This is a genomic window from Vibrio sp. 1078-1 (assembly GCF_033340475.1).
Genome location: NZ_JAWOWM010000003.1, coordinates 579,343 through 600,021, shown reverse-complemented (window position 1 = coordinate 600,021; position 20,679 = coordinate 579,343). Strand labels below are relative to the sequence as shown.

The following is a 20,679-nucleotide window of genomic DNA, read 5'->3' as shown; positions in this document are numbered from 1 at the left end:
ATTTTTATAAAGTAATGAACATGAAGATAAAAAAATTAGCGATAACTTTTGGTTTGGTTATAGCGACAACACTTCCATCGTTGGCAAGCGCCAAAGACATTTTAACCAGCACTCCCGTCACGTACATGTTGTCTGAGCAACTCATGAAAGGTACAGGGATAGAGACTCAGTATCTGCCTCCAAAGCGTTACGGCGTTGAGCGTCTTGAAAACTGGTTCGCAAATAAAGGTACAGAGCAAGTTAAGCAAGCGGGTCAAGTCGCGACGGTTGCTATTACTCTTGGTGCGATTTGGAAACAAGACCCGACTTATGTTTACGCTCGACAGGGCAACATTCACTTGATTGAAATCGATGCATCGCAGGCCATTTCTCCTAGAGCTCAAGGAGTTGCAGTACTGACATTGGAAAACGGGTCAACATCGAAGTACGCATGGCTGAACCCTACAAACTTAATCCGAATGGCGGGCATTGTTGGAGAGGATCTACAACGTGTATATCCTGAACACCAAAAGGCTATTCAAACGAATCAACAGGCTCTTATGCTCAATGTGCGTGAACTGATCAACCAACAACAGGCAGAGATCTTCGATAAAGGCATCGATTCAGTGGTACTGATGAGTGAGTCATTAGAGGACTTTGCCTCTGGCAACCAATTGTTTGTGGTTGGGCGCGAATTTAAGCCGGAACTCGAGTGGACAGAAGAAGACAAATTATCTTTAAAAGCTCAGTTTGAACAAGATAAAACGCTATGGTTAGTGACGGATAAACGACCGTCGAAAACCTTGACATCGCTTATTAAACCGAGCCGCATACTGCAAATTGATGTTATTGACCGCTGGGGCAGTAAGGGTATCAAAACTGAGAAGCCACTCGCACGTTGGGAGATGTGACACGTAAAAAGCCACAGATTTTATGATGGGGAATGAAAAGTTCCCTATTTTTTTGTGACTCAGTTCAAAATGTGAGCATTAATACCACTGGTTGCATAAGAAAGTGTTTGTTTCATTTCTATTTCATTACTACTTTGTTATGTGTTCGTTGCGATTGATTCGGATTTAATCTGTTTCTAAGCGAACCGGTACAAACAACTATACGGATGTTAACAATGAAAATGAAAACTCTAGCCGTTGCAGTGGCGGCACTAGCATGTGGTTCACAGGCCTTCGCAGCAGAAGTTTACAACAGCGATGGTACATCTTTATCGATCGGCGGTCACGTTTCAGTTGGCGTGGGTGAGTATTTCGAAGAAGATGTAAAAGTTCACCAAGTGTCTCCACGTATTAACGTTGCGGGTAAGAAAGACATTGGCAACGGTATTACTATCGACGCTAAAGGTGAATGGGCGCTTAACTACCTAAACGGTGGCGAGCAATCGTTCAAAACTCGTCTAGGTTACATCGGTGCTACTCATGAGCAGTTTGGCCGTTTAGTAGCAGGTACTCAATGGTCACCTTACTACGATGTCGCTGGCGTTGCGGATCTACCAATCGCGTTTGCGAACGACTTTTTGTACGACAACCACGGCAACCTAGGCTCAGCTCGTGCTGATAAAATGCTTAGCTACCGTAAAGGTTTTGAATTTGGTGAAGGTTTTGCTTTCAACCTAGGTCTAGGTTGGCAAGGTGAGCAAACTTCAGATGCAACAACATACGAGCAACGTGGTCAAGTTGCATTGAGCGGTTCTGTAGCTGGCTTTGGTCTAGGCTACGTATACAGCGGCGGTGATGTTAAAAACGCGACTCTAGGTACTAAGAATGCTGAATCACACCTATTCTCTGTAAACTACGGTCAGTACGGTTCAGGTCTATACGCAGCAGTAGTATACGGTATGAACGAGTACTTCTACCAAATGCGTAAAGACACTTCTCAACTTGAAGCTCTTTTGGCATACGGCGTAAACGATTGGACATTCAGCGTTAACTACGAAGGCGTAGAAGACGAAGAAGACAACAAGACACTTTCAAGCGAAACTGCGCTACAAGCAGAGTACGCTGTAACTCCTGCTTTCGTAACGTTTGCAGCTTACCAGTTTGATCTAGGTAACGACTACAACAATGAAGAGAACGACTACTGGACTCTAGGTGCTCGTTACTACTTCTAATAAATAGGCCAGTTTCTACTGCCTAAACACATTTATTGTGTTAACGCCTACTCGTTGTGAGTAGGCGTTTTTCTTTCTGCTATCCTTTGGCTATAAGAGACGCTAGTCATTCTGTGCTTAGGTAACTCAACTCTTTGTTTAGAGAGTGCGTCTATAAAAATGCCCGCAACTTGCGGGCATTTTTTGTTGTTAGAGATACAGTTCTATTAATACGCTTATTTTTTATCGAGTAAATCGAGGAAGAAGGCATACTCTAGCGCATCTTCTTTTAAGCGCTTAAATCGACCAGATGCGCCGCCGTGTCCGGCTTCCATATCGGTTTTGAACAACAAGACGTTATCGTCTGTCTTCATTTCACGAAGTTTGGCGACCCACTTCATTGGTTCAAAGTACTGTACTTGAGAGTCGTGCAAGCCAGTCGTTACCAACATGTTCGGGTAGTTTTGCGCCTTGATGTTGTCGTAAGGCGAGTAACTCAACATATAGTCATAGTATGTTTTGTTATTTGGGTTACCCCATTCATCATACTCATTGGTGGTCAATGGAATTGATTCATCGAACATAGTGGTTACCACGTCCACAAACGGAACATGTGCACCGATACCGCGGTACAGTTCTGGTGCTTGGTTGATGATAGCCCCCATTAAGAGACCTCCTGCAGAGCCACCAACAGCGAAGACTTTATCTTTAGCGCCATAGCCTTGTTCAACCAAACCTTTAGTGACATCAATAAAGTCGTTGAATGTGTTTTGCTTGGTTAGTTTTTTACCGTCTTCATACCAAGGGCGGCCAAGCATTTCAGATCCACGAATATGAGCAATGGCGTAAACAAAGCCGCGATCCAATAGACTCAAACGTGTCGAGCGGAAAGTTGGCTCAATGGTTGCGCCATAAGATCCATAACCATATTGGTAGAGTGGATTTGTACCATCTTTCTTAAATAAGTCTTTACGATACACCAAAGAAACGGGTACTTCTTTACCGTCACGGGCTGTGACCATGATGCGTTCTGATTGGTAATTGTTAGGATTAAAATCACCAAGTACAGGTGTTTGCTTCATGACTTCTGACCCGCCCGTTTTTAGATCGAAATCGTAGTAGGTTCCTGGAGTGGTTAAACTGCTGTAATAAATACGAACTTTCTCGTTATCCAGCTCTAGGTTACCTGTCAAATAGGCAGCAAACGCATCGTCATTAAATGTGAGGGGGAATTCTTTTCCTGTTGAAAGCTGACGTACAGTGACGCTTGCTAGGCCGTTAGAGCGCTGCTCATAGACGATGTGATCATCGAATAACTCGAAGTCGACAAGTTGAGTGTTGTTGTCTGCCGCAATCACATCTTGCCATTTAGAGCGGTCATGCATGTCATTTTGATGAACTTTCATCAAACGGAAGTTGACGGCTTGATAGTTAGTATAAATGTAGTACCAATCGCCTAGCTTAGAAATACTGTATTCAATGCCATCTTCACGAGGATAGAACGGTTTCGCCTTTGCTTTAGGGTTGTTCGCATCAATAATAGAGACCCCACTGGTTTCTGTACTCGAATGCCAGATATAAATATCTTCGCCATCTTTGCTTTTGCTTAGTGAGGTGTAATAGGCGCTGTCGGTTTCCTCAAAAATCAGCTCATCGCTGCTTTGTGGTGTGCCCAATACATGACGATAAACTTGGTAGCCCAATAAGGTCTGTGGATCTTTTTTGATGTAGTAAAAGGCGTTGTTATCGTTCTGCCATGCGACAGCGCTTGAGGCCCCTTCGATTTCATCTTGTAGGTAATTGCCTGTTGTCAGGTCTTTGATCTTAAGGGTGTACACGCGGCGGCTTAATGTATCTTCGCCATACGCCAATAAGTTTTCATTCGGACTAACGTATAGGCCGCCGATACTGAAAAATTCATGTTCTTTTGCTAGTTCATTGACATCTAAAATGATTTGTTTGTCTTTGCCTGCAAAGTCTTTAGCTCGCAAATGGACTTCGTACTCGTTATCTCCGGTCACTTCACTGGAGTAGAAGTAGTTGCCTTTACGAACCGGTACTGAGTTGTCGTCTTTTGCGATGCGCCCTTTAATTTCTTCAAATAGCGTATCTTGAAGTGTTTCAGTGTGCTTTAGAACGGTTTCTGCGTACTGATTTTCTGTCTCTAGGTGCTGTAAAATTTCAGGGTCTTTACGTTCGTCGTCACGCATCCAGTAGTAGTTATCAACGCGGGTATCGCCATGAATAGTCATCGCGTGAGGGACTTTTTTCGCAACTGGAGCTTGAGTTTGTTGAGCAACGATCTGTGTTTGGGAGTATTGAGTCATGCTGGGGATTCCTTGATTGCTGCATCCGGCGACAAGCGCGACCGAGACGGCCAACGTAGTTAAAGTGAAACGCATCTGATTTTATCCTTATTGTACACCCAAGTGGCCTCATCCTGAGGGCTGGGCTTTCATTTTGTTAGTGGTTTTCAGTTGTCCATTCTTTGTTATGGGGTATACCGAAAAAGTGAGAATCCTCAATATTTCCGAGTTGGATACTCAATTTGAAGGGCGCTGAAAACACATTGTGTAAGCAGCTGTTATTTTTAACAAATATCAATTCGAAAGTTAAATCATTCTCATCGGGGAATCGATATAGTGTGATATGAAAAAAGGGACACACTTGTTGAGTGTGTCCCTTTTGGATTTTGAAAGTAAGCTGATAATGATCAGATAACTTGCGGTACTTCGTTTGAGTGATTGTGTGCTCGATTCACCCACATTAACCCAAGCATTGCAATTACCGACATTGCCATCATCAAAATGCCCAAAGGCATCTGGTTATGCGCTGGAAATAGTGACGCGAGCAAAGTTGCGACACCTGCCCCCAAGTTTTGCATGCCACCTAATGTCGCGCCTGCTGTTCCTGCATGGTATGGGAATGGCGCAATCGCTCCAGTTGTTGCTGCTGGGAAGAGAATACCCGCACCCAAAAAGTACACGGTTGCGCCTCCAACTAGCGTTAACGCCGTGGTCAAACCAAACAAGCCTGGGATGAGCACAATAGCAGAGCCCACAAAAATAGAGACCAAGCCTACGTTTAAAGCACGACGCTCAGAGCGACGTCTTGCGATGTAGCTAGATAAGCCCGCACCCACCAAGTAACCTGGGATCGGCAATATAAACAGCAAACTTACCGTTGTTGCAGGTAATTCTAATACCCCACCTAACAACACCCCAGCCGCCGCTTCGAATACACCCACACCAGCGAATGTTGCAACCAGGCAAATCAAAAAGCCTTGAAAGCGACGGTCAGACAAAACGTGTTTGTAGCTTTTGGCTACTGGTTCGAATTTGCGTTTCTCTTTTGGTAGCGTCTCCATCATGCTTGTCATCATGGTGATCACAACCGCGATAGCAAATAGCGCTAAGAACAAGTAGCTCGACCGCCATCCGAAAGCTTCTGTTAGGTAGCCGCCTAATACTGGTGCCATTAATGGTGAGAAAATCACACACATGCTAATTAAACTGTTTGCTCTGTGTAGATCAGAGCCTTCAAAGCAATCGCGAGTCAGAGTGCGTGACATCGCACCGCCGCAGCCAATACCTAAGCCTTGGATAAAGCTACCAATCAAGAACCATTCAAATTGATGTGCAAATAATGCTACCAGTGTACCCGCGATGTAGATAAGCAGCCCGACGATGATGATCGGTTTGCGTCCCAAGCGGTCCGATAGTGTGCCATACGCAAATTGCGACAAGCCATATGGGATTAGGTAACAAGCCATCACAGCTTGAAGTGATGACGCAGATACCAAAAACTCGCCCGCCATATGACCGATTGAAGGCACGTACATTGTCTGGGTCATTTGACCCACGGCAGTCAATATAGCGATTAAAAAGGTAAGTTTCGCTAATGGAAACGAAGCAGACATTTGCGTATCTCTCCAAAAAATTTAAGACGTAAAAACCCTTAGCGCTCTTTTACAGAGTGCCAACTGACTTCTTGTGTTGCGGGGTATTTGCGCGAGATAATAGTGCTTGCTTGTATAATTAGCAATCAAAAAGTGTGAAGTTGAGCAAGATAAAAATCTATGATTTCAATTAGAAAAAGTAATCCGATTTTGTTTTCAAAAAGCGGTGCATTTCTTTGTCTAATTACGTTAAATCTTTTACTTTTCGTGAATAGAATGAGCCTTATAGGTAACTGGTTTTAATGGTTAAAGTGCAAAAATAAAGCGTCTGATCGGTTGATCTGAGTTCAAGATGAAACGAGTGAATAAAAGGTAGAGGAAGGCATCAGAAAGAAAAGGGAGCCGAAGCTCCCTTAGAAATGATTATGTCTATTCGCGCTCAGATGCGTATGCGTAAAGCATTTCTAGTGCGATGGTTGCTCCCGCTAGTGCGGTAACATCACTGTGGTCGTATGGAGGCGATACTTCGACAACATCCATACCCACGATATTCATGCCGGCTAAACCACGAATAATTTTCAGCGCTTTGTCTGAGTTCAAGCCACCACAAACTGGTGTACCAGTTCCCGGTGCGAAGGCCGGGTCTAAGCAGTCGATGTCAAAAGTGACATATACTGGCTTGTCTGCGACGGTGCGACGAATTTCTTCTAGGATCTCGTTCACCGACATGTCATTCGCTTGCATCGCATTAATCACATTGAAGCCGTGATCTTGCTGTTTGTACTCCGTACGAATGCCGATTTGTATTGAGTTCTTTGCTGAGATCAAACCTTCTTTCGGCGCATGGTAGAACATCGTACCGTGGTCGTATGAACTGCCATTTGCATAGGTGTCCGTATGAGCATCAAAGTGAATCAAAGCCATTTGGCCATGATGCTTCGCATAGGCACGCAGGATAGGTAGCGTGATGAAGTGGTCACCGCCCAATCCCAACATGGTTTTACCACTTTTTAGAATTTCACAGGTTGCCGCTTCAAGGCGGTAAGTAAAATCTTCCGCATCACCGCAATCGAACACGAGATCACCTGCGTCGATCACTTTCAGTTTATCCAATACGTTGAAGCTCCAAGGGAACTTCTTACCTTCCCATGCCAAGTTGACTGAGGCACGGCGAATTGCATCTGGACCCATACGCGCACCTGGACGACCAGATGTTGCCATGTCCAGAGGGACTCCCAACACCACAACGTCTGCGTCTGCCGATACCGGGTTACGAATGTACGGCAGACGTAAAAACGACATAGAGTTGGAGTAAAGCGAATAATCAGTTTTAGTAAACAAATCATTCATATCAGAAGTCCTCTAAATAGGTGTATCCTGCTAGACCTTGTTCTAGTTCTGCTAGGATTTGTGCTTGTTCATTGGCTTCAACTCGCTGTGAAACCAATTGTTTATAATTGTCACGAATCGCATCCACGTCGATATGAACGTAGCGCATCATGTCTTCTACACTATCACCTTCGTTGATGTAACTGATCTCAAATTGACCACGTTCATCAACATTGACTACAGCACTGTGGGTATCACCAAATAGGTTGTGCATGTCACCAAGGATTTCTTGGTATGCGCCTACTAGGAAAAAGCCCATTAGGTACGGTTTGTCTTTGCTCCAAGCTGGTACAGGTAGCGTGCTCTCGATGCCTTGACCATCAACGTAGTGATCGATCGCGCCATCAGAGTCACATGTGATGTCCAACATCACTGCACGACGCTCTTCCGCCTCGCCAAGACCAGAAAGTGGCAGAACAGGGAACACCTGATCAATACCCCAAGCATCTGGTAGAGATTGGAAGAGAGAGAAGTTCACGAAGAACTTATCTGCAAGACGTTCGCTCAACTCGTCCAGAATCGGACGGTGGAAGCGATTCTTAGTGCTCATCTTTCGGCTTAATTCGAAGTAAATGCGTAGTGACAATTGTTCTGCCCACGCACGTTGTTCCAAGTTAAGCACGCCTGTAGCAAATTGAGAGTGCACTTCTGCCAAATCACTTTGGGTATCATTGTAAATCTCAATTAACGCACGAGCGTCTGTACCATCTTGTAAGTTTTCCCAGTTTCGCCACATGTTTTGTAGCAAAAGCGGAGCGTCATCATCAAGCTCATGTACTTCTTCCGGTAGGTACGACTCGGTACCAATTACGTTAGAAATCAATACAGCGTGGTGCGCTGTTAGCGAGCGACCCGATTCCGAAATGATCACTGGCATTGGTTGTTCGTATTGCAGACACACATCGCCCACTGTGTTCACGATATTACGTGCGTATTCTGCAAGGCCGTAGTTCATCGAATTCGATGATTGGCTGCGTGTGCCGTCATAATCCACTGCCAAGCCGCCGCCCACATCGAAGTACTCGATGTTTGCACCGAGTGCGCGTAGTTCGCAGTAGAAACGTGCAGACTCGTTCACACCATTGCGTACATCACGGATGTTTGCCATCTGTGAACCAAGGTGGAAGTGAACCAGTTGCATCGCGTCTAGGTTGCCTTCGCGTTTAAGACGTTCAATAACGCTAAGCACTTGCGATGCTGATAAACCAAACTTCGATTTTTCACCGCCACTTGCTTGCCATTTCCCTGCGCCTTGAGAGGCGAGGCGAATGCGTAAACCAAGGCGCGGTTTTACACCCAAACTTTTCGCTTCTTCTAGTACCAGATCCAGCTCAGAAAGCTTCTCTAGTACGATGAATACCTTGTGACCCAGCTTTTCACCGATCAGTGCAAGACGCACATACTCACGGTCTTTGTAGCCATTACACACGATCACGGAGCTACCTTGTTGAGCCAATGCAAGTACCGCCAACAACTCTGGCTTGCTACCCGCTTCAAGACCAAGCTGCTTGGTTTCTAGTTGAGCTTGGCTCGCTAGAATTTCATCCACCACTTCACGTTGTTGGTTTACTTTAATTGGGTACACCAACAAGTATTTGTTTGGATATTGGTATTCTTCAATTGCTTGGTTGAATGCGTGGCAAATACCATGCACACGTTGGTGCACGATTTGCGGGAAGCGTACTAATACAGGCAGATTTAACTGCTTCGCTTCTAGCTCATTTACAATAGCGCTGAAAGGGATTTGATGTGCACGATCACTACGTGGTGATACATATACTTCGCCTTGGTCATCAATGCCGTAGAAACCTTGGCTCCAGTAGTGAACGTTGTAGTCCGCGCGGATGCGGTCTAATTTAGTTGCTTTTTCCAACTCGATTCTCACAAAAATGTACTTAACTCCTTAATTAATTAGAAGGAAAAGTACAAAAAAGCAAATCATGAGGTATTTACCTCATACCCTGACACGAACTCCGTGTGCGCGCATTAACGGATAAAAGGGCCCTTGAGTCTAATGATTAAAATCTATCATCTCGATTATGATTTGTTGTCGTCGCTACGTGTGAATATTTGTTTACCGAAGCGTCCATTCTGCTGTTATAGTTGGTCTGACCAGTAAGGATTCGGTCATGAAGCATCTCACTAAAATAAGGACATACTTTGCAGCTGCACAGAATTCAGGGGTACATTCAGACCATGTATCTCGCCGAATATTCCGATAAATTATTGTTGCTTGATGGTGCCAGTCGAGCAGACATCCCTCATCTTAAAGACTTTATTGAACATCAACTCCATCGTCCTTTTTCTGACCTAAAGTTGGTTGTTGTGACCCACATGCATCCAGACCATGCTGGTGGTGCGCACAAACTACGTGATTTAACAGGATGTAAGCTATTGGCCGCAAAGCGAGAGAGCCAGTGGTATAGCGGTGTAGACGGTTGGCTAATGCATTTGACCGATTTAATGTTAGCACGCTGGATGGCGAATCGGATGCGTAAACCAAAGCAAAACCTGTGGTATTCCCGCAAGTTAAAGCCAGATATTGAACTTATTGATGGAGAGTTTATTCCTGGATTTGATGATTGGCAGGTGCTAGAAACGCTAGGGCATACTGATCGAGATCTGTCGGTTTATCATTCTGAACAAGATGTGCTGTATGTGGCGGATTTAATGGTGCAGGTGAAAAAGCATCTGATTGCGCCGTTTCCCATATTTCATCCGAATCAATATCGGCAATCATTAAAGCGTGTGTTTGAGATGAATCCGCAATGTTTGCTTCTGGCACATGGGGGAGAGGTGACTTTGGATGAAAAAGCGTATCAGCACATTTTGAATACAGCGCCGACTAAGCCAATGACGCACTGGCGAGTGACAAAAGTTAAAGCGAAGGGATTGTTGTTTGCGTTATTTCGTAGGAAGTAGGCGAAGATAAAGCCAGACGAGTGATGCTCAACAAAAACGTTCGATCACTCATCTGAAGCTACGGGGTTAAGATGCCAATAAGTGAGATTGGCTAGGATCAACGAGCACTTTGTCTGCCATGCCTTGACGACCTAACAACATCATGTAAGTCATTTTTTCACGGTTAGTCAACGTAATGTCGATTGGCCATTGTTGGTCGCCCATACGCAGCATCGTCGTGATCACGCAGCGGTGCTCAAAAGTACCGTTAGAAGATTTAACCTTACGGTTTGCTTTTAGTTTCGCTGTGCAGCGAACCACTTGTTCTAAATGGTATACATCTGGGTGCAGATCGAATGCAACATAAGACTGACCATCTTTTTCAAAGCAATCAATATTGTCTACATGTAATGAAGAGGTTTGAGCGCCTGTATCAATACGCGCTTCAAGGTGAGTAATCCCTAACTCTGGCAAGCAAATAGCTTCGGCATTCCCAATGATCATTTTCTGATTCATAGTGTCATCCTAGCGACGAGTAACAAGAGAGCCGGTTTTTGGCTCTCTTGTGCGTTAAACAAAAATCAACCTTTACCGCGAGTACGGTTTGAATTTGGCTTAGCGTTTTTCTCGATAAAATCGAAGATCATACCTGCAATGTTTTTACCAGTTGCTAGTTCGATGCCTTCTAGACCAGGGGAAGAGTTCACTTCCATTACCACTGGGCCATTTTTAGATTGAAGGATATCCACACCACAAAGGTTCAAGCCCATCACTTTCGCTGCATTTACAGCGGTCGCACGCTCTTCTTTGCTCAAACGCACGAGTTGTGCAGAGCCACCACGGTGAAGGTTAGAACGGAACTCGCCTTCTTTTGCTTGGCGCTTCATTGCGGCAATCACCTTATTACCGACAACAAAACAACGGATGTCCGCGCCTTTTGCTTCTTCGATAAATTCTTGCACCATGATGTTAGCTTTCAAACCCATGAAAGCTTCAATCACGCTTTCTGCCGCTTTATTTGTTTCAGCAAGTACAACACCAATGCCTTGAGTGCCTTCTAGCAATTTAATCACTAGAGGTGCGCCACCAACGTTTTTGATCACGTCCTGAATGTTGTCAGGATGGTGAGCAAAGCCAGTGCGTGGCAAACCGATGCCTTTACGTGATAGCAGTTGTAATGAGCGCAACTTGTCACGAGAGCGGCTGATCGCGACAGATTCGTTGACACAAAATGTACCCATCATTTCAAACTGACGTACAACAGCAGTGCCGTAAAACGTAATAGATGCCCCAATACGTGGAATAACAGCATCGTATTGCGGTAATTCTTCACCCTTGTAGCGGATCTTAGGGTTGTTGCTCGTAATGTCCATATAACAGTGAAGCGTGTCGATCACATCGATTTGATGCCCACGTTCTTCACCCGCCTGTTTTAGGCGCATGGTTGAATATAAATTCTCATTACGAGAGAGAATAGCAATACGCATGGCAATTCCTTAGTAAGTCAGTACCAAATTAAAATATAAGTATAGAGCATAGAATGCAGTAGGCAGGTGATCATGTTATGACATAACCTACTTACTTCAACGATTTAGAATTGTGGTTGAACAACCACGTCGTCAGAGGTGCGCACCTTAGGGCGTTTTTTTGTGAGATGAAAACGAAAAAGCATCGTCGACACGACAAAAATATTTTATCGAACGCTCACGCCTTGCGGTATGAGACTGTCAAGGGTGAGATAAATAAAATTGAGCAAAAATTTCATCGCTTTGTCACGAATTATCGCTTAAAAAAGCGGCCAATTTGACCGCTGTTTTTAGCTGTTTTGATAGTGACTTAAAAAAAGTTCCGCCGTTTGGGTAGCTAACAGCCTAGATTCTTCATTCGACAAAGAGGGGCGAATTCCCATTAACTGCGGCCAGAATGCACTGCCTTTAAGTAAGTTGTGCAATTGAGTGCTTGCTATATGTACATCATCAATTTGCAAAGCGCCACTGTTCGATTTCTCAGTAAGCCAGCGGTATAGGGCGGTTTCCTGTTTCGACATTTGTTCTGCTTGTTCTTTGAGATCTTCCGGCTTAAATAAGAAGTGCCCAAATGCCACTTTTGCCAGCTCAATATAGTTTGGTTCCGTTACCACAATGATCTCGCTGTAGAGTAATTCAATCAATTGATCTTTGAGTGGCAGAGTGGCCAAGCGTTTAATGTCGCTTTCCATCATTGACGAACGCCAAAGCTCAGTCAGCAACTCCGTCACGATCGCTTCCTTAGAAGGGAAGTGATTATAGACCGTGCGCTTAGAGACTTGTGCGATTGCAGAGAGCTTATCCATGCTGGTGTTTTGCACCCCAAACTCTTGGAACGCTTGCCTTGCCGCGCATAAGATGGCTTCTCTTTTGGTTTCGCTACGACTTTTTCTTTTTACATTCATAAGCTTGCTAATTTAAGAAGATCATTTCTTGATCTATTTTACACTAAGTAGTTTACTTTTGATAATTAGAATGTAAACTGCACTGTGTAGTTTACTTTTGTTCGGGTTAACTTTTTATGAAAAAAACTTTGCTAGCCACAGTAGGAGCGTTCGCGATGGGTACATCCATGATTTCTTGTTCTAATGTTGATACTGAAAAAGCGCCAACATACCCGGACAAATTTGCAAATACAGAGTTGGAATACAAAAGCGGTTTGGGCGACATGTTCGAAATCATGAAAGCGTATTTTACGACTGGGCGCCTTAACCCAACACCAACGATTGAAATTCCAGTGCATGCGATCACAGCGCGGCAACTGTTAGAAGAGCAAGATGACGTCATCTATCGTCTGGGTCACTCAAGCGTATTAATGAAGCTCGATGGAAAACTGGTGATGACCGACCCTGTATTCAGTGATCGCGCGTCTCCTGTGAAATGGGCTGGGCCAAAACGTTTTCACAAAACTCCCATCACGATAGAAGATTTGCCAACTATCGATGTGGTGGTGATCAGTCATGACCATTACGATCACCTAGATAAAGCTTCTATTAAAGTGCTAGGCGACAAGGTGGGCACTTTCTTGGTGCCGTTAAAAGTTGGCCAATTACTGGTGAATTGGGGTGTACCCAAAGAGAAAGTGATCGAACTAGACTGGTGGGAGTCACACTCTGTTGACGGCATTGAATATACACTAACTCCGACTCAGCATTTCTCTGGTCGAGGTTTGACAGACCGCGATACGACTCTGTGGGGCAGTTGGGTTATCAATGCACAACAACACAAAGTGTTCTTTAGTGGTGACTCTGGTTACTTCAATGGCTTTAAAGAGATTGGCGAAAAGTACGGTCCGTTTGACTTCACCATGATTGAAACAGGTGCGTACAATGAACTCTGGTCAGACATTCACATGTTCCCAGAGCAAAGCGTTCAAGCACACATCGATGTGCAGGGCAAAGTGATGATGCCGATCCATAACAGCACGTTTGATTTATCAATGCACGATTGGAATGAGCCAATGCAACGCGCGTTAGATATTAGTGAAGAGCGCGGTGTAACGTTAGTGAGCCCTGAGATTGGTCAACGCTTGGCGATTGCGGAGCCTCAGCCTGCTCAGGCATGGTGGCAATAATTGCTGAGCTAAACAGTCAAACACCAGAATAGTTAAGTCACTTATCAGTAGTTACTATTAGTAGTTATGTGGTCAGGGATAAGGATAAAGGTGCGATGAAAGCAAAGTGGACGTTGTTACTTACATTAAGCATTCTGCCTACCTTTGCACTAGCAGGGGTAGAGCAAGATATTTCGACGTTGATAAAACGAGTTGAGCAATCCTCTTGCACCTTTATCCGCAACGGCAAGGCGTACACTAATCAAGAAGCGGCAGAACACATGCGCAATAAATGGGATTACGCCAAAGATGACGTTGATTCCGTGGATGTGTTTATAAAAGAGGTCGCGTCAAAGAGCTGGTTATCTGGCAAACCATATTGGGTGGATTGCCAAGACAAACGCATTACCAGCGAAGAGTGGCTAACATCATTGATGCGCACCACCGATCACATCCAATAACACTTCTTTGATGGTCTGATATCGCAGAGGTAGAGCACGACTGCGCTTACGAACTAGAAATAGCTCTTCACATACAGTGTTTTTCAATTGAGCAATGTGTAACGTGTCTTTTAGCGGAAAATTGTCGACCGCACTTTGAGGCAGCACGGTGAAGCCAAGTCCTTTGCTGACAGGTAGCAAAATTTGGCTCAATTGATTTACGTAGCCGGATAATGGTAAATCGCTCATCTTAATTTCTTGGAGCTGTGGTTCTTCACACTGGTCAAAAAACAGCGTCATGTAATGCTCAGCATCAGGGTGGCTAATGACACCACAGTCATGCAAGAGTTGTGGCGTTATCTGCTTATTTTGATAATGCTTTGGCAGAACCAAGCACAACCTCTCTTTACCAATTCGCTCACTGTGAAACAGACCTTTGTTGGGAACATCAGTCACGATACCAATATCGATGTGCCCTTGCGTTATGGCGTTGAGAATAGATTGATTTGGCGCGGCTTCTAAATGTAACGATAAGCTCGGGTGCTGTTTTTGCTTCTCCAAAATGGGCCCATACAACATTAACGCCATTGCACCAGAACAAGCCAGTTTACAGTGGCCTGAAAACGCATCATCAAAACTGAGCTCTTCGAGCAGCTTCTTCTCTCTATCTTCTAACTCGAGCGCATATGCGTAGACAATCCTGCCTTGTTCGGTTAATTCGAAGCTTTTGTTTTCGCGCTTGATCAAGGCATGCTGACAACTTTGCTCTAATTTTTTGATGTGTTGGCTGACGCCTGGCTGAGTCATAAAAAGTTTTTCTGCAGTTTGCGTAAAATGACCGACTTCAATCAATGTCTTAAATGTATGTAACCAAACAGGATTAAGCATAGTGTGTGATTTTCTGAGAGCTTCGTTGGGAGACGTAAAGAAAATGATAGCACGGTGTTTTATGAAAACAGAGAAGACTTAAACGATAAAGATGAATCGCTATCAATACATTACAGACAAAATAAAACCCCGCCTGGTTTCCCAGACGGGGCTTATTCTTTTTCGCAGCAATCCAGCTACTAATAGGTGCTCCCTGCATCTATCCTTGATTGTGGCTAAGTCCTTTAACCGAGTTCCTTGTTCATCGCCTTCCTAGCGGTGTCCATTCTTGCCTATCATCCTGACGGGCGAACTCTATCCTAGAGCTTAACTACTTCCTTGCTGACAACTCATCCTAAGCTATCAAATCTTCATCCTGAAGATACCCAATCCTTTAGGCTTTTTTCCTGTTCCCGCCAACATCCTGTCGACAAGTTGAGTATTGATGTTTTGCTGATTTGACTCAATTAACTTTTCTAAATTATTTTTACTTATTATTTTAAGTGAATTTAAATATTACTTTTAAATCATATATTTAATGTTTTTTTCTGGCATTGCTCTTAGAGGTGATTAATCTATTTGCTTACAACTCTTGTAAGAGATCTCGCACAAGTTTGGTGGTGAATGTATTAATGTGCGCTTTTTGTTCCGAGTTCTGTGGATTGAACTGGATCACAATGCGTTAAAAGGGAGACGATAAAGATGAAAGTGAATTGATCTTGAGTAGAGATTTGTTTGAAAAGAAATAAAAATTCTTGCGGTTTTTATAAACAGTATGGTAAATCTGAAATGCCCACCTTGTTAATCCTTATTAAGATTCAATGACAGTATAAGTAGGGAACTTGATTGCCATTTTTCTGTCATATCTGGTGAGTAAGTTAACTGTGTCAGATAGATAATATGCCGTTTGCCAGTAAAAACAGGCTGCAAGATATCGGTAATTATCATTATGTTGTGAAATTGGTCACGGTTAAATGATTGATTCCCTTATAGATTGAAGGGGATACGACCTTAGACAATAAGCTCCATGAGGAGCGTTACTTATATAAGATGAGGGACTTTACTATGAAAAAGACTAGAAGAGCTCAGCTACATCGTGTGCGTATTCAATACTGGAAAGACACGAAAGACGCCCCAGCTAAAAAATCATAGTTAATTATACCTAAAGGCACGAGCTGGCTGTGGAACGCAGTTTCCCGTTGATTGCCAGCTCAAAAATGCCACAATCACTCCGCGCAACTTCCCAAGCACCCAATTTTAATATCACATTCTTCAAAAAATAAAAAAGCCAGTCTTAAGACCAGCTTTCTCTACCATTTATTGAGCTCTGCGTATTACAGGTTGCCCTTTAGTTACAGGTAGTTGGCGTCAACTAGTTCGCCCGCTTGCGCGCTTTTCACTTCTGGGCGTGCTTCTAACCATTTGATAACTTGCGCTTTCTGTTCTTCAGTCGCACTGCCGTAACGGTCAGTAGAACATAGGAAGCCTTCAAACAGTTCTAGACCACCGCCACCGAAGCAAAGACCAAGCTCGTCAATGTAGTCGATAAAGTCATCAACGAATGCATCGTAACGGTCGAAGTCGTTAATGTCTGTTTCACAGCTGATCTCGAAACCTAGGATTGCGAACTCACCTAAGAACAGCTTTTTACGGATACGACGGCTCTTGTTATCGATCTTGTCTAATTTCATGATTATCTCTCGTAGATGATTTGATTTCGTACACCTTATACCTTCTATCACACTTTAGCCCAAGTAAAATCAGAATGAAGCGATACAGTTGGTGATTATGTGACCAGAATTTAATTGCTTCGTTAGCTGTGTTGGTTTAGTTTGCAGTATTGTTGAAACACAAGTTTCATATGTTTTAAGCACTTTTGTCATTTTTCTTATCCAAACTTCTTGCCGTTCAACTAATCACTTATTTATTAATTAAACTATAAGATCGGGAAAGTAAAAATGAGCAAGGAAACCTTTGACGCGACGCGTTATAACCAAAGTGAAAACAAACCATTTGAAGAAGTATTAGAAGCGAGCCTATCTCGACGCAGCATTCTGAAAGGTGGTTTAGGTATCAGTGCGATGACAGCGTTTGGTGCTTTCGGATTGGCTGGTTGTAACTCGTCTGACTCAGGGAGTACAGTAAGCAGTGGTTCGGGCGCATCTAAAGCCGTTCTTAACTTTGAATCTATCCCTGGCTCACTCACTGACGCAGTTTCAATTCCACAAGGTTACACCGCACAAGTACTAGTACCTTGGGGAACACCACTTAATGCACAAGGCAGCGCATGGCAAAAAGATGGTACCAACACCAGTACCGATCAGTTAAATGCGCTAGGCATGCACCATGACGGCATGCATTTTTTCCCATTGAACGATAGCACTACAGATGGCTTGTTATGTATTAACCACGAGTACATCGACACATCAGCACTGCATCCAAACGGTCCGACGGTTGAAAATGGCGTACGTACCATTGTAGATGAAGTGCGCAAAGAGATTAACGCGCACGGTGTATCAGTGGTTCGCATTCAACTGGAAGACAACATGTGGAAGTTGGTTGATACCGATCCACTAAACCGTCGTTATACTGGTGCGACAGTCATGGATTTGTCTGGCCCGGTGGCCCACACATCTTTAACTGTCACTCGTTTCTCGCCAGATGGCAGCCAAGCGCGTGGTACGTTAAACAACTGTGGCAACGGCTACACGCCGTGGGGCACGTACTTAACGTGTGAAGAGAACTGGCCAGGTTACTTTGTTAATGCCGGGACTCGTACAGAAGAGCAAGATCGCATTGGTGTCGATGACCAAAGCACACGCTACTTGTGGGAGACATTAGCAGGAAATGCAGAAGAGCGTCTTGATGAGTTCTCTCGCTTTAATGTGGCTCCAACAGGAGCAAGTGCGATGGATGATTACCGTAATGAAGCCAATGGTCACGGTTACATTGTCGAGATTGACCCTTACACGCAAAACTCACGTGCGAAGAAACGTACTGCGCTAGGTCGTTTCCGTCACGAGGGCTGTACTTTCGGTAAGCTTGAAGAAGGCAAACCAGTGGTATTTTATTCTGGTCACGATTCTCGCTTTGAATACCTATACAAATTTGAATCTGCGGCAGTGTGGGATCCAGCAGATGCTAACCCTGATAACCGCTTGGCGATGGGTGACAAGTACATGGACGAAGGCACACTGTATGTGGCGCGCTTCAATGAAGACAGCACAGGTACTTGGTTACCATTAACGCTTGATAGCGTAACAACCGCTGGTGGTACGTTAGCGGATCACTTTGATTCACTGGCTGAAATTATCATCAATACTGCGGGTGCGGCGGATTTAGTTGGGGCAACACCAATGGATCGACCAGAGTGGTGTACGGTTGATCCATTCACGGGTTCATTATATTTAACATTGACGAACAATACGCGCCGTACAGATGAAACCAATCCTGCGAATCCACGTTTGAATAATAAGTTTGGTCATGTTATTCGTTGGGATGAAGGTGCTTCAGCAACTGACTTTACTTGGGATATCTTTGTGTTTGGTTCGCCAGCAAATGGTGATGCAGATACCAACCGTTCTGGCTTGAATGAGTTAAACCAGTTTGCGAGCCCAGACGGATTAGCGTTTGATGGCCGTGGTATTTTGTGGATTCAGACTGATAACGGCGCAGATGAAGTCACGTCTTACACCAATGATCAAATGTTGGCTGTTGTGCCATCTAAGCTAACAGATGAGAATGGTGATCAAGCTGTGATTGGTGCGGATAATCAAGCTGAATTGAAACGCTTCTTTGTCGGACCAAATGGTTGTGAAGTAACAGGCTTTACCATCAGCCCTGATTACAAATCATTGTTTGTGAATATTCAGCACCCAGGTAACTGGCCATACAGTGAAGATGCAGCCGAAGAAACGCCTGCTGGTGTTTCTGTGCGCCCACGAGCGGCGACAGTGGTTATTCGACGTGAAGACGGTGGAGAGATTGCAGTTTAATCTCTAAATGAATAAACACCTTAAAATTCAAGCCCTGCAATTGCAGGGCTTGATGGTTTAGGCGAATGCCTAGTTGCACTTTATACCTAGACAACAGGTTTAGCTTTTCAATGAACCGCCTGAAGTACGAATCACGTCTTGATACCAGAAAAAGCTTTTCTTGCGTTTACGTTCTAGCGTTCCTTGCCCATCATCATGACGATCGACATAGATAAAGCCGTAACGTTTGCTCATTTCAGCAGTTGAGTTCGCGACCAAATCGATTGGTCCCCAACTGGTGAAGCCCATCAGCTCAACGCCATCCAAAATTGCTTCATGTGCTTGTACAAGATGGTCGTTCAAGTAAGCGATGCGGTAATCATCTTGAATCTCACCGTTTTCGTCGATTTCATCACGCGCGCCTAAGCCATTTTCTACGACGAACAGTGGCTTTTGGTAGCGATCGTGTAGGAAATTAAGCAGAACGCGAAGACCTTTTGGATCGATCAGCCAGCCCCATTGGCTCTTTTCAAGGTATGGGTTTGGTACGCTATCGACGATGTTACCTACTTCTTTCTGTTTCGGATCCGCACTTGCACAGCCACTTGCGTAGTAGCTGAATGAGATGAAATCGACACTCGCAGACGCAATTTCTTCTAAGTCGCCTGCTTCCATCTGAATTTCGATGCCGTTTTCACGGAAGTAACGCTTCATGTAGCCTGGGTACTGACCACGTGTTTGTACATCACCGAAGAACAACCACTTGTTGTTTTCATGCATGGCAGCAAGCACGTCATCAGGGTTACAGGTGTATGGGTAGTTGATTGCGCCAAGCAGCATGTTACCAATCTTGCCGTTGGGTACGATTTGCTGACACAGTTTTACCGCTTTTGCGTTGGCGACTAGTTGGTGGTGAATCGCTTGGTAAATCTCTTGTTCACTGGCGTCTTCTTGCAAACCAACACCAGTAAATGGTGCGTGTAGAGACATGTTGATTTCGTTGAACGTTAACCACAGCTTCACTTTGTCTTTGTAGCGTTCCAGCACGGTGCGGGCATAACGTTCGAAGAATTCGATGACGCGACGATCGCCCCAACCGCCATAGTTTTCAACCAGTGCGTAAGGCATTTCGTAGTGAGATAAAGTTACGAAAGGTTGGATGTTATGCTCGGCAAGTTCGTCAAAAATTTTATCGTAGAACGCCAAACCTTCTTCGTTAGGTTCTAGTTCGTCCCCGTTAGGGAAGATGCGGCTCCATGCCAAAGAGAGACGCAGACAGTTAAAGCCCATCTCTTTGAACAGCGCGATGTCTTCTGGGTAGCGATTGTAGAAGTCGATCGCCACGTCTTTGATACCCGGTGTACGTTCTTCACGGGTTTGATGCGGACTCAAAATACCGTTTGGCAGCATGTCTGATGTCGATAACCCTTTACCCCCAAGGTTGTACGCCCCTTCTACTTGGTTTGCAGCAATGGCACCACCCCAAAGAAAATGTTCAGGAAACTTAATCATGTTTCTCACTCTTTATATTTAGGAAATGTTTGTGGATTT

The 20,679-nt window shown here is 44.4% G+C and carries 16 protein-coding genes; 6 read left to right on the top strand and 10 right to left on the bottom strand.

The annotated features are described in order from the left end of the window. Positions 1–20 precede the first annotated feature (20 nt). Together R7190_RS09740 and R7190_RS09735 are read left to right on the top strand one after the other, a co-directional pair. Entirely contained in the window at positions 21–890 is an 870-nt protein-coding gene (locus R7190_RS09740; RefSeq protein WP_053304671.1) for a metal ABC transporter solute-binding protein, Zn/Mn family, read from the top strand. Positions 891–1,105: 215 nt separating this feature from the next. Beyond that, complete coding sequence (locus R7190_RS09735; RefSeq protein WP_031780879.1) at positions 1,106–2,101, top strand: porin; 996 nt, start codon at positions 1,106–1,108, stop codon at positions 2,099–2,101. Between the two features lie 215 nt (positions 2,102–2,316). Here the strand turns inward: R7190_RS09735 and R7190_RS09730 are convergent, their stop codons facing one another. The 4 genes from R7190_RS09730 to speA all read right to left on the bottom strand — a co-directional run bounded on the left by R7190_RS09730 (position 2,317) and on the right by speA (position 9,240). After that, positions 2,317–4,482 (bottom strand): S9 family peptidase, encoded by a 2,166-nt coding sequence (locus tag R7190_RS09730; RefSeq protein WP_186585537.1) that lies wholly within the window; start codon positions 4,480–4,482, stop codon positions 2,317–2,319. A gap of 311 nt (positions 4,483–4,793) precedes the next feature. Then, positions 4,794–5,999, bottom strand: a complete 1,206-nt coding sequence (gene emrD / locus R7190_RS09725) for a multidrug efflux MFS transporter EmrD (RefSeq protein WP_005374234.1) — start codon at positions 5,997–5,999, stop codon at positions 4,794–4,796. Between the two features lie 408 nt (positions 6,000–6,407). Next, complete coding sequence (speB, locus tag R7190_RS09720) at positions 6,408–7,328, bottom strand: agmatinase (protein ID WP_064369506.1); 921 nt, start codon at positions 7,326–7,328, stop codon at positions 6,408–6,410. 1 nt (position 7,329) lies between these two features. Continuing rightward, positions 7,330–9,240, bottom strand: coding sequence for an arginine decarboxylase (gene speA / locus R7190_RS09715; protein ID WP_064369690.1), 1,911 nt, complete (start codon positions 9,238–9,240; stop codon positions 7,330–7,332). A gap of 323 nt (positions 9,241–9,563) precedes the next feature. Here speA and R7190_RS09710 point away from each other — a divergent pair, with 323 nt between their 5' ends. After that, positions 9,564–10,289, top strand: a complete 726-nt coding sequence (locus tag R7190_RS09710) for an MBL fold metallo-hydrolase (protein WP_033906547.1) — start codon at positions 9,564–9,566, stop codon at positions 10,287–10,289. Between the two features lie 66 nt (positions 10,290–10,355). Here R7190_RS09710 and R7190_RS09705 read toward each other — a convergent pair whose 3' ends face one another. From R7190_RS09705 to R7190_RS09695, 3 genes are all read right to left on the bottom strand, one after another. Then, complete coding sequence (locus tag R7190_RS09705; RefSeq protein WP_005384193.1) at positions 10,356–10,784, bottom strand: ATP-dependent zinc protease; 429 nt, start codon at positions 10,782–10,784, stop codon at positions 10,356–10,358. A 65-nt stretch (positions 10,785–10,849) separates the two neighbouring features. After that, positions 10,850–11,755 carry a 30S ribosomal protein S6--L-glutamate ligase gene (rimK, locus tag R7190_RS09700; RefSeq protein WP_005374224.1) on the bottom strand — a complete coding sequence of 302 codons (906 nt, stop codon included), beginning with the start codon at positions 11,753–11,755 and terminating at the stop codon, positions 10,850–10,852. Between the two features lie 329 nt (positions 11,756–12,084). Next, a complete protein-coding gene (locus tag R7190_RS09695; protein ID WP_025768062.1) occupies positions 12,085–12,699 on the bottom strand; it encodes a TetR/AcrR family transcriptional regulator in 615 nt (204 codons plus the stop codon). Positions 12,700–12,854: 155 nt separating this feature from the next. Here R7190_RS09695 and R7190_RS09690 point away from each other — a divergent pair, with 155 nt between their 5' ends. Both R7190_RS09690 and R7190_RS09685 read left to right on the top strand, forming a co-directional pair. Further along, a complete protein-coding gene (locus tag R7190_RS09690; RefSeq protein ID WP_186585616.1) occupies positions 12,855–13,868 on the top strand; it encodes an MBL fold metallo-hydrolase in 1,014 nt (337 codons plus the stop codon). 95 nt (positions 13,869–13,963) lie between these two features. Next, positions 13,964–14,308 carry a DUF5329 family protein gene (locus tag R7190_RS09685; protein WP_025768060.1) on the top strand — a complete coding sequence of 115 codons (345 nt, stop codon included), beginning with the start codon at positions 13,964–13,966 and terminating at the stop codon, positions 14,306–14,308. On the opposite strand, the gene R7190_RS09680 is transcribed toward R7190_RS09685, so the two are convergent. Then, the gene (locus tag R7190_RS09680; protein ID WP_005384184.1) at positions 14,276–15,175 is read right to left on the bottom strand and encodes a LysR family transcriptional regulator; all 900 of its coding nucleotides are present in this window, start codon (positions 15,173–15,175) and stop codon (positions 14,276–14,278) included. The two genes, R7190_RS09685 and R7190_RS09680, sit on opposite strands and share 33 nt — an antisense overlap. A 1,331-nt stretch (positions 15,176–16,506) precedes the next feature. Continuing rightward, the gene (locus tag R7190_RS09675) at positions 16,507–16,845 is read right to left on the bottom strand and encodes a YggL family protein (RefSeq protein WP_005374208.1); all 339 of its coding nucleotides are present in this window, start codon (positions 16,843–16,845) and stop codon (positions 16,507–16,509) included. A gap of 267 nt (positions 16,846–17,112) precedes the next feature. Between R7190_RS09675 and R7190_RS09670 the strand changes: the two genes are divergently transcribed. Continuing rightward, entirely contained in the window at positions 17,113–19,149 is a 2,037-nt protein-coding gene (locus R7190_RS09670) for a PhoX family protein (protein ID WP_186585536.1), read from the top strand. 99 nt (positions 19,150–19,248) lie between these two features. Here the strand turns inward: R7190_RS09670 and R7190_RS09665 are convergent, their stop codons facing one another. Then, complete coding sequence (locus R7190_RS09665) at positions 19,249–20,640, bottom strand: glycoside hydrolase family 1 protein (protein WP_186585534.1); 1,392 nt, start codon at positions 20,638–20,640, stop codon at positions 19,249–19,251. Positions 20,641–20,679: the final 39 nt, after the last annotated feature.

Coding starts and splice junctions, on each gene's coding strand:
- R7190_RS09740 (WP_053304671.1), top strand. CDS start 21: ATGAAGATAAAAAAATTAGCGATAACTTTTGGTTTGGTTATAGCGACA.
- R7190_RS09735 (WP_031780879.1), top strand. CDS start 1,106: ATGAAAATGAAAACTCTAGCCGTTGCAGTGGCGGCACTAGCATGTGGT.
- R7190_RS09730 (WP_186585537.1), bottom strand. CDS start 4,482: ATGCGTTTCACTTTAACTACGTTGGCCGTCTCGGTCGCGCTTGTCGCC.
- emrD (WP_005374234.1), bottom strand. CDS start 5,999: ATGTCTGCTTCGTTTCCATTAGCGAAACTTACCTTTTTAATCGCTATA.
- speB (WP_064369506.1), bottom strand. CDS start 7,328: ATGAATGATTTGTTTACTAAAACTGATTATTCGCTTTACTCCAACTCT.
- R7190_RS09710 (WP_033906547.1), top strand. CDS start 9,564: ATGTATCTCGCCGAATATTCCGATAAATTATTGTTGCTTGATGGTGCC.
- R7190_RS09705 (WP_005384193.1), bottom strand. CDS start 10,784: ATGAATCAGAAAATGATCATTGGGAATGCCGAAGCTATTTGCTTGCCA.
- rimK (WP_005374224.1), bottom strand. CDS start 11,755: ATGCGTATTGCTATTCTCTCTCGTAATGAGAATTTATATTCAACCATG.
- R7190_RS09695 (WP_025768062.1), bottom strand. CDS start 12,699: ATGAATGTAAAAAGAAAAAGTCGTAGCGAAACCAAAAGAGAAGCCATC.
- R7190_RS09690 (WP_186585616.1), top strand. CDS start 12,855: ATGGGTACATCCATGATTTCTTGTTCTAATGTTGATACTGAAAAAGCG.
- R7190_RS09685 (WP_025768060.1), top strand. CDS start 13,964: ATGAAAGCAAAGTGGACGTTGTTACTTACATTAAGCATTCTGCCTACC.
- R7190_RS09680 (WP_005384184.1), bottom strand. CDS start 15,175: ATGCTTAATCCTGTTTGGTTACATACATTTAAGACATTGATTGAAGTC.
- R7190_RS09675 (WP_005374208.1), bottom strand. CDS start 16,845: ATGAAATTAGACAAGATCGATAACAAGAGCCGTCGTATCCGTAAAAAG.
- R7190_RS09670 (WP_186585536.1), top strand. CDS start 17,113: ATGAGCAAGGAAACCTTTGACGCGACGCGTTATAACCAAAGTGAAAAC.
- R7190_RS09665 (WP_186585534.1), bottom strand. CDS start 20,640: ATGATTAAGTTTCCTGAACATTTTCTTTGGGGTGGTGCCATTGCTGCA.